Genomic DNA, 9750 nt, shown 5'->3' with positions numbered 1-9750 from the left:
CTGTTGGGAGGCTGGGTGCTGGGCATCAACCCGTTGACGATTCTGGGTTTGCTCAGCGGTGGCGGGCCACCTGCCCACGTGCAGCAGCAGCCGGGGCCTGTGCAGCGCCCGCCCGCAGACGACACCATGGCCCGGTTTGTGTCCACCGTGCTGGCCGACACCGAGGACGTCTGGGGCCAGGTGTTCAGCCAAGGGGGCGGCCGCTACCAGGAGCCGCGCCTGGTGCTGTTCCGGGGCTCCACGCCCACGGCCTGCGGCACCGGCCAGGCAGCTATGGGCCCTTTCTACTGCCCCGCCGACCAGAAGGTCTACATCGACCTGGGCTTTTATGAAACCCTCAAAAACCGCCTGGGCGCTCCGGGCGACTTTGCCCAGGCCTATGTGATTGCCCACGAGGTGGGCCACCATGTGCAGAACCAACTGGGCATCAGCGGCAAGGTGGACCAGATGCGCGGCCGCGTGAGCAAGGCCGAATACAACGCACTGTCGGTGCGCCTGGAGCTGCAGGCCGACTGCTTTGCGGGCGTGTGGGCCCACCATGCGCAGAACGCGCGAAAGATCCTGGAGCAGGGCGATGTGGAAGAAGCCATGAACGCGGCGGCCAAGATTGGCGACGACGCGCTGCAGCGCGCCCAGGGCGGCGCCGTGGTGCCCGAGAGCTTTACCCACGGCACCAGCGCCCAGCGCCAGCGCTGGTTCCACAACGGGCTGCAGAATGGCAGCGTGAAGGCCTGCGACACCTTCGCTGCCCGTAGCCTGTAGGACGGTGCGGCCCGCACGGGTTTTGAAGGCCATGGTCCATGTCTTGCGCAGTGCCCTTGGCGGTGCCCACTCACCGGGCGCCTGACCCTGCAACGCAGCCCTCGGGCGCGGCGGCGGCGTGGTCTGCGGCGGCGGTCACCGTGCCCCATGCCGTGGGCCTGGGGCTGCTGGCGCTTGCGCCTCTTGCGGGCGACTATTCCTTGGCGGCGCTGGCTGTGTGGTCGGCTGCGCTGCCGGGCCTGCTGCTCACACTGCTGGCGCCCCGTGCGGGCGACACCGACCATGACCTGCTGGTGGTCAAGTCGGGCCACATCACCCTGGTGACCCTGTGGCCGCCCGACAAGGGCCTGCGTCTGGCCACAGTGGGGCCGGGCATGGCCTTTGGCGAGATGGCTTTTCTCAACGGCGCGGCCCGCAGCGCCTGCGCCGGGGCCGAACGCGGGACCGCGCACCTGGTGCGGCTGTCGCGCGCGCACTTTGATGCCTGGGCCCGGCAATACCCTGAGGCCGCGCTCATGGTGATGAATAACCTCGCGCAGGTCGGGGCGAGGCGGCTGGCGGTGAGCATGCGCCAGCTGCGGGCCGTACTGGAATGATTTTTGCGGGAAAAAATCGGCCTCTGCGCGCAATGGATAAGCTTTTTTTGCTATCAAAAGAGTAGTAAGTATGTGCTCCGTACCGTCCGTGGGCCGGTGCCGCAGGCCGCTGCGTACCGCAAAAAATCGCTTTTTGGGCCACCGGTGCGACAATACAGGGCTGCGAGCCTGTTCATGACCTCGCGCGGCCCCCGGGGCCGTGGGAGATCGTGAGCAGGTTCTAGCGCAACGCCCCAACAGTCCCCGGCGCACGGCACATTGCCCGCTGGGGCCCTCTCTGCGGCGTTGCACTCCTCGCCGGGCCACCAGCCCGGCTGCGGTTTGCGCCTTGCAGCCAGCCCCCTCCCAAGGGCGTGCCACATTGCTCAGACATAAATTCAGCGTCGCCTACAAACACGCTTTTAATGACTAGTTCTTTCTCCAATCTATCGCTGGCCGAGCCGCTGGCACGTGCCGTGGCCGAAATGGGCTACGAGTCCATGACGCCCATTCAGCAGCAGGCCATTCCGGTCGTGCTCACCGGCCAGGACGTGATGGGTGCCGCCCAGACCGGCACCGGCAAGACCGCCGCCTTCTCGCTGCCCCTGCTGCAGCGCCTGCTCAAGCACGAAAACAGCTCCACCTCGCCTGCCCGCCACCCGGTGCGCGCCCTGGTGCTGCTGCCCACGCGCGAGCTGGCCGACCAGGTGGCCCAGCAGATCGCGCTTTACGCCAAGCACACCAAGCTGCGCAGCACCGTGGTGTTTGGCGGCATGGACATGAAGCCTCAGACCATCGAGCTGAAAAAAGGCGTCGAGGTGCTGGTGGCCACGCCGGGCCGTCTGCTGGACCACATCGAGGCCAAGAACGCGGTGCTCAACCAGGTCGAATACGTGGTGCTCGACGAGGCCGACCGCATGCTGGACATCGGCTTCCTGCCCGACCTGCAGCGCATCCTGAGCTATCTGCCCAAGCAGCGCACCACGCTCCTGTTCAGCGCCACCTTCTCGCCCGAGATCAAGCGCCTGGCCAGCAGCTACCTGCAAAACCCCATCACCATCGAAGTGGCCCGTCCGAACGAAACGGCCTCCACGGTGGAGCAGCGCTTCTACAGCGCGGGCGACGACGACAAGCGCCGCGCCATCCACCAGGTGCTCAAGACGCGCGGCATCAAGCAGGCATTCATTTTTGTGAACAGCAAGCTCGGCTGCGCCCGTCTGGCACGCAGCCTGGAGCGCGAAGGGCTCAAGACGGCCGCCCTGCACGGCGACAAGAGCCAGGACGAGCGCCTGAAGGCCCTCGAAGCATTCAAGAAGGGCGAAGTGGACCTGCTGGTGTGCACCGACGTGGCCGCGCGGGGCCTGGACATCAAGGATGTGCCCGCCGTGTTCAACTTCGATGTGCCCTTCAACGCCGAAGACTATGTGCACCGCATTGGCCGCACGGGCCGCGCGGGTGCGTCCGGCCTGGCTGTCACGCTCGTGTCCGGCAGCGATGCGCGCCTAGTGGCCGACATCGAGAAGCTCATCAAGAAAAAGATCGAGCTGGAAGCCGTCGAGTACGACGAAGACCAGCCCCGGGGCCGCATCAACGATGGCCGCCGCGCTTGGCGCGAGGCGGGCGAGACGGGCGATGGCCGGGATGCCGTTGGCGCATCGGCACCCCGCCGTGAGCGCGATCGCGATCGTGACCACCGCAGTGGCCGTGAATCCCGGGAGTCCCGTGATCCGCGCGATCAGCACCGGGGCTTCCGTCCTGCGGCGATCTCGCGCGACCCGTTCTTCGAAAAACCCTACGAAGCCAGTGCGGCCTCCGACGCCGCCCCCGCCTGGGAGGCTGCCACCAAGGCTGCGCCGCGCAGCAGCATCTCGGCCAACATCAAGCCCAAGCGCAAGGTGGCCGCGTTGTTCAAGGCCTCAGCCCAGCCAGAGACGACTGCGCAGTCCTGATCGGTTTTTGGGAGTCAATATGGGCTCCACCGCGCGCTGGATAAGCGCTGCAAGCTATTAACAATATAGCTTAATGCTGCCGCTGGGCGCCGCCCGGACTTATCCCCCGGGCTGTTGCGCCTGTTCGCAATGCACCTGAATCAGTTCGCGGTCGGCCAACGTCGCGCCAAAGCGCACGGCGCTCAGGCAGCCGCCCCACACACAACCGGTGTCCAGCCCGATCAGATCGCGGCGGTCTAGCCAGCCCAGCGTGGACCAGTGCCCGAACGCCACCACGGTGCCCGCAGTCTGGCGGCCTGGCGCATCAAACCAGGGCATGAGTCCGGGCGGTGCTGCACTGGCACTTTCGGTGCTTTCAAAATCCATCACCCCGTCGGCCGAGCAAAAGCGCAGGCGGGTGAGGGCGTTCACGATCACGCGCAGTCGGTCCGTGCCGGTGAGCCGGTCGCTCCAGCGGTCGGGGATGTTGCCATACATGGCCTGCAAAAAGGCGGACAGCGCGGGACTGCGCAACACGGCGTGCACCTCATCGGCATAGGCAAGCGTGTCGGCTGCCGACCAGGTGGGCAACACACCGGCGTGCACCATCAGCAACGTCTGCCCGGCGTGCTCGTGCGTGCGGGCCAGGGGCTGCTGGCGCACCCAGTCGAGCAGGGCTTCGCGGTCGGGGGCGTCCAGCACGGTGGCCAGCGTGTCGCGCCGTGAAGGCTTGCGCACACCCTGCGCGGCGGCCAGCAGGTGCAGGTCGTGGTTGCCCAGCAGGCAGCGGATGGCGCCGCCATGGCGCATGCAGCGGCGCAGCACGGCGGCCGAATCCGGGCCGCGGTTGACCAGGTCGCCCAGCAGGTAAACAGTGTCGCGGCTGGCAGAAAAGCCGATGGTGTCCAGCAGGCGGCCCAGGGCGCTGTCGCAGCCCTGGATATCACCGATGCAATAAATGGCCATGGTGTAGTTGTGGGTTGGATGAAGGGGAGATTTTCTGCCGAGACGGTGGGGGATTACACCAGGGGCGCAGCAGAGGGCCTACAAGTCGGCGCGCGTCCCTTGTTTCCATCGTCGGTGCGGGGCCCCAGTTTGGTGCGGGGGATATTCATGAAAAGGTGCCGCAGTACCTGTCCCGGGGGCTTGAAAAAGGCAAACACCCCCCCAATGCGAGGCCTGGGTATTCGCGCTGGATGAATATAGGCCCCGGTTATTTGTGGTTTTCCCGGAGAAAATTTGCATGCCATGCTTCCGTGGCAGGGGATTATTCCTATAATCGCGTCGTCACCAACCTCACACTTCTTATTCAGACACCATGACCAGCTACAAAGAACTTTTGAAGCAGCGGGAAGCCCTTGAGCAGCAAATCAGCGAAGCACGGCGCCGCGAGTTGTCGGATGCTGTGTCACAGGTTCGCGCACTGGTCGCCGAATATGGTTTGACCGCCCAGGATGTATTCCCTGTCGGCAAGGCCGCAGGCAAAACCGGCCGTAGCTCTACGGCGGGCTCCAAGGTGGCGCCCAAGTACCGTGACCCCGCAACTGGCCAGACTTGGACCGGCCGTGGCAAGGCGCCCAAGTGGATTCAAAACGAAAACCGCGAGAAGTTCGCCATTTGAGGGTGTACAACCTCTGCCACCAAAAAAGCCCGCTGACGCGGGCTTTTTTTATTTGGCGAGCAAAGGTTTTAGGCACGGTGTGCCAGCCGTAGGCCCCAAGGTTTGCATGCTGCGGGCCTGTCTGTATCTGCAGATCTGAATCTGTGGGATTGCTGGCTTCAGCCGCCAGTATTTGGCAGTTGCGCCAGTTCGCGTAGCGCGTTGGCTGTGAAATCATCGGCGGGAAAGAACGACTCCACGGCCAACTCCTGCAAGGTGACATCCACTGGTGTTCCGAATATCGTGGTGGTGCTGATAAGCGACAGCATGCCGTGCAGACTGTCGAAACAAAAGGGCATGACCACGCCCAGCATTTCGCCCGCCAAAACCAGCGGCGGCGATTCTTCAAGGGCTGGGTATTCCTGCAACTCTGCCTGCAAGGCGATCAGGGTGGGGTCGGCGGTGGCCTGGATTTGCTGGCGCAGGCGTTCAAACAAATGTGCCCGCCATTGCGCCAGGTTGGCAATGCGGGGCGCGAGGCCCTTGGGGTGCAGGCTGAGGCGGAATACGTTGATGGGCGGGGCCAGCAGCTCGGGGCTGACATGGGCAGACAACAAAGCCAGCGCGGCGCGGTTGGTGGCCACCACGTTCCAGCAGCGGTCGAGTGCGATGGCGGGGCAGGGCTCGTGGCCCTTGAGCACCAGCTCCACTGCCTTGCGGGCGGCTGCCAGCGCCGGGTCGTCCAGCGTCCGCTCGCGGTACATGGGGGCGTAGCCTGCGGCCACCAGCAAGGCATTGCGCTCGCGCAGCGGGATGGCCAGGCGCTCGCACAGGCGCAGCACCATGTCGCGGCTGGGGTTCGTGCGGCCAGTTTCCATGAAGCTCACGTGGCGTGTGGAGATATCCGCCTCGTTGGCCAGCTCGAGCTGGCTCAGGTGGCGCTGCTGGCGCCAGGTGCGCAAGTGGTCGCCGAACGAGGCGGGCCCCGCTGGCGCCACGCGGTGCGGCAGCGGATGGCGCGGGGGGCGGTGCGGTGCGGAGTTGGTGGCGGTCATGTGCCGCATCCTAGGTGCAAACCGCGCACGGGCGATTACCTGCCAGGTCATCGACTACATGCGCCGGGGTGGGAACGATGGAGCCCTCTTTCCTCCCTTCTTTCAACCACCAAGGAGCCTTTCATGTTCGCCAAGCTGATGTCCTCTTCCCGATTCCTGCGTGCCGTGGTCTGGTTTGATGCCTCCACGGGGGTTGCGCTGGGCGCGTTGCACCTGCTGCTCACGACGCCGCTGGCCGAATGGCTGGGACTGCCTGCAGGGCTGCTGCAGGTCACGGGCGTGATGCTGCTGGGTTATGCCGCCCTGGCCGTTGCGATTGCCCGGTCCGAGCCCATGCCCCGGGGTTGGCTGTGGGTGCTGATCGTGGGCAACCTGGCCTGGGCGCTGGCCAGCCTGGCCCTGTTGCTGGGCTCCACACTCACGCCCACGCTGCTGGGTCAGGCGTATCTGCTGGTGCATGTGGTGTCGGTGGCGCTGCTGGCCGAGCTGCAGTGGTGGGGCGTGCGCCGCCTGCGTGTGTGGGCAGCGGCATGATTGTGCGCCTCTTTGTGCTATAAAATGTATAGCTAACTTTGCTTTGCTATCAGGCGCAGACGGCCATTTTTGTTTGATAGATGCCCCTCGCCCCATGGCGGTGGGCAACCGCCACACCCCGGGGCGGCAAGGCCCCACGATTGCACCGCCATGCAGGACTGCCAGAATAGGTTGCGTTGCCTTTCACAGGAGTCCGCCATGGCCGTCTCGCGCAAGTCGTCGCCCCAGCCCACCCGCCACGCGTTTGCCAACACCCTCCAGCGCTTCAAGACAGCGTCTGGCAAGGAGGGCCAGTTCTACTCGCTGCCCGCGCTAGCCAAGCGGTATCCAGAGATCCGGCGCCTTCCCGTGTCGATCCGCATCGTGCTCGAATCGGTGCTGCGCAACTGTGACGGCCGCAAGGTGACGCCTGAGCATGTGGAGCAGTTGGCCCGCTGGGCACCGAATGCCGAGCGCAAGGACGAGATCCCCTTCGTCGTCTCGCGCGTGGTGCTGCAGGACTTCACGGGCGTGCCGCTTCTGGCGGACCTGGCCGCTATGCGCAGCGTGGCCGTGAAACTGGGCAAGAACCCCAAGAAGATTGAGCCGCTGGTGCCGGTGGACTTGGTGGTGGATCACTCCATCATGATCGACCACTACGGCAAGAAGAACTCTCTCGACCTGAACATGAAGCTCGAATTCCAGCGCAACCGCGAGCGCTACGAGTTCATGAAATGGGGCATGCAGGCCTTTGACACCTTTGGCGTGGTGCCCCCAGGTTTTGGCATCGTGCACCAGGTCAACCTCGAATACCTGGCGCGTGGCGTGCACAAGCGCAAAGATGGCGTCTACTACCCCGACACCCTGGTGGGCACCGACAGCCACACCACCATGATCAACGGCATTGGCGTGGTGGGCTGGGGCGTGGGCGGCATCGAGGCCGAAGCCGCCATGCTGGGCCAGCCCGTGTACTTCCTCACACCCGACGTGGTGGGCTTTGAGATGACGGGCCAGCTGCGCGAGGGTGTGACGGCCACCGACCTGGTGCTCACGGTGACCGAGCTGCTGCGCCAGCACAAGGTGGTGGGCAAGTTTGTCGAGTTCTTTGGCGAAGGCACGCGCACCCTGGCACTGCCCGACCGCGCCACCATCGGCAACATGGCGCCAGAGTACGGCGCGACCATGGGTTTCTTCCCGGTCGATGAAAAGACGATTGACTACTTCAAAGGCACGGGCCGCACAAAGGGCGAGATCGAAGCGTTTGAGGCCTACTTCAAGGCGCAGGGGCTGTTTGGCGTGCCGCTGGCGGGTGAGGTGGACTACTCGCAGGTCGTGAAGCTCGACCTGGGCAGCGTCACCCCCAGCCTGGCCGGCCCCAAGCGCCCGCAAGACCGCATCGAGCTGGGCAAGGTCAGCAGCCAGTTTGCCGATCTGTTCAGCAAGCCCAACGCGCAGAACGGCTTCAACCGCCCGGCCGAGCTGCTGCACACGCGCCACCACATCCACCGCCATGGCGACGCTGTGGCCGAAGAGGCCACGCCCGACGGCAAGCCGACCCCGGCGGGCGCCCCGCGCTCGGTGGTGGAGATGGAGGCCAACAAGCCCGCACTGGCCACGGCGCATGCCCAGGCATCCATCGCCACGCTGCCCTCCAAGGGCGCAGACCCCACGGTGGGCAATGGCGATGTGCTGATTGCCGCCATCACCAGCTGCACCAACACCAGCAACCCCAGCGTGCTGCTGGCGGCGGGCCTCCTGGCCAAGAAGGCGGTGGAGGCGGGGCTCAAGGTGCAGCCGCACATCAAGACATCGCTGGCGCCTGGCTCGCGCATCGTGACCGAATACCTCACCGAAACCGGCCTGCTGCCGTATCTGGAAAAGCTGGGCTTCTCGGTGGCCGGTTACGGTTGCACCACCTGCATCGGCAACGCAGGCGACCTCACGCCCGAGCTGAATGAGGTCATCACCCGCAACGATTTGATTTGTGCGGCCGTGCTGTCGGGCAACCGCAATTTCGAGGCGCGCATCCACCCCAACCTCAAGGCCAACTTTTTGGCCAGCCCGCCGTTGGTGGTGGCCTATGCGATTGCAGGCACAGTGCTCAAAGACCTGATGACCGAGCCAGTGGGCCAGGGCAAGGGCGGCAAAGACGTCTACCTGGGCGACATCTGGCCGACCAGCGATGAAGTCCACGCCCTGCGGAAGTTCGCGATGAACGGCAAGGCATTCCGCGAGAACTACGCCAAGGTGGCCACCGACCCCGGCAAGCTGTGGGAGAAGATCAAGGGCGTGAGCGGCAACGCTTACACTTGGCCTGCCAGCACCTACATCGCCGAGCCGCCATTCTTTGCTCATTTTGCTCTCGAAAATGGAGCGGAGAAGATAGATGGGACGCGCGCAGAGGGCCAAAATAACGCCAAACTTCCCTCGGTGCTGGGCGCCCGCATCATGGCGCTGTTCGGCGACTCCATCACCACCGACCACATTTCGCCCGCAGGCTCCATCAAAGAGAGTTCGCCCGCAGGCCAATGGCTGCTGCAGCACGGCGTGCAAAAGGCGGACTTCAACAGCTACGGCGCGCGCCGGGGCAACCACGACGTGATGGTGCGCGGCACCTTTGCCAATGTGCGTATCAAGAACCTCATGATCCCTCCCACGGACGATGGATCGCGCGAGGAGGGCGGTGTCACGCTGTTCCAAAACGAAGGCGCGCTGCAGGGCGAGAAGATGTTCATCTTCGACGCCGCCATGCAGTACATGGCCCAGGGCACGCCCACGGTGATCTTTGCGGGCGAGGAATACGGCACCGGCTCCAGCCGCGACTGGGCGGCCAAGGGCACGCAGCTTTTGGGCATCAAGGCCGTGGTGGCGCGTAGCTTTGAGCGCATCCACCGCTCCAACCTGGTGGGCATGGGTGTGCTGCCGCTGCAGTTCAAGGCGGGGCAGTCGTGGGAGACCCTGGGCCTCACGGGCAGCGAAGTCATCGACGTGCTGCCCGATGTCGCACTCACCCCCCAAAGTGATGCCAGGCTGGTCATTCATCGTGCCGACGGCGCACTGCACGAGGTGGTGGTTACTCTGCGCATTGACACCCCCATCGAGGTGGACTACTACCGCGCCGGGGGTATCTTGCCCTTTGTGCTGCGCCAGCTGCTGGCCGATTGACACAAGCATCGCAATAACGGGGCTTCGGCCCCGTTTTTCTTGGGGTGCGCCAGAAGTGCACGGCCGGTGGCGGCAGTCTGGTTATTTCCTTACGCCTCGATACACTTGTACCGTACTTCCGGAATAGCCCCCCCGTTTCTGTCCCGTCTTTT

Annotated in this window: 8 protein-coding genes; 6 read left to right on the top strand and 2 right to left on the bottom strand. The window is 64.9% G+C overall.

Going from position 1 to position 9750, the window contains the following annotated elements; genetic code table 11:
* The 3 genes from DBR12_RS01490 to DBR12_RS01480 form a co-directional block, all read left to right on the top strand.
* On the top strand, positions 1-762 hold a 762-nt coding region (locus tag DBR12_RS01490; protein ID WP_108615636.1), incomplete at its 5' end, for a neutral zinc metallopeptidase.
* A 38-nt stretch (positions 763-800) separates the two neighbouring features.
* Positions 801-1358 carry a Crp/Fnr family transcriptional regulator gene (locus DBR12_RS22460; protein ID WP_233244242.1) on the top strand — a complete coding sequence of 186 codons (558 nt, stop codon included), beginning with the start codon at positions 801-803 and terminating at the stop codon, positions 1356-1358.
* A 404-nt stretch (positions 1359-1762) separates the two neighbouring features.
* On the top strand, positions 1763-3286 hold the full coding sequence (locus DBR12_RS01480) for a DEAD/DEAH box helicase (RefSeq protein ID WP_108615635.1): 1524 nt from the start codon (positions 1763-1765) through the stop codon (positions 3284-3286).
* A gap of 99 nt (positions 3287-3385) precedes the next feature.
* Here the strand turns inward: DBR12_RS01480 and DBR12_RS01475 are convergent, their stop codons facing one another.
* Positions 3386-4231: a symmetrical bis(5'-nucleosyl)-tetraphosphatase gene (locus DBR12_RS01475; protein WP_108615634.1), complete on the bottom strand. Its 846-nt coding sequence runs from the start codon at positions 4229-4231 to the stop codon at positions 3386-3388.
* 352 nt (positions 4232-4583) lie between these two features.
* Between DBR12_RS01475 and DBR12_RS01470 the strand changes: the two genes are divergently transcribed.
* On the top strand, positions 4584-4886 hold the full coding sequence (locus DBR12_RS01470; RefSeq protein WP_108615633.1) for an H-NS histone family protein: 303 nt from the start codon (positions 4584-4586) through the stop codon (positions 4884-4886).
* A gap of 158 nt (positions 4887-5044) precedes the next feature.
* Here the strand turns inward: DBR12_RS01470 and DBR12_RS01465 are convergent, their stop codons facing one another.
* Positions 5045-5920, bottom strand: a complete 876-nt coding sequence (locus DBR12_RS01465; RefSeq protein WP_108615632.1) for a helix-turn-helix domain-containing protein — start codon at positions 5918-5920, stop codon at positions 5045-5047.
* A gap of 123 nt (positions 5921-6043) precedes the next feature.
* Here DBR12_RS01465 and DBR12_RS01460 point away from each other — a divergent pair, with 123 nt between their 5' ends.
* Positions 6044-6454: a hypothetical protein gene (locus DBR12_RS01460; protein WP_108615631.1), complete on the top strand. Its 411-nt coding sequence runs from the start codon at positions 6044-6046 to the stop codon at positions 6452-6454.
* A gap of 198 nt (positions 6455-6652) precedes the next feature.
* On the top strand, positions 6653-9598 hold the full coding sequence (locus DBR12_RS01455; protein WP_108615630.1) for an aconitate hydratase: 2946 nt from the start codon (positions 6653-6655) through the stop codon (positions 9596-9598).
* Positions 9599-9750: the final 152 nt, after the last annotated feature.

The organism is Acidovorax sp. HMWF029 (assembly GCF_003060895.1).
Taxonomy (GTDB): Bacteria; Pseudomonadota; Gammaproteobacteria; order Burkholderiales; family Burkholderiaceae_C; genus Acidovorax.
Note: the sequence above shows the minus strand (reverse complement) of the source record. Positions and strands in the feature narration are given on the sequence as shown.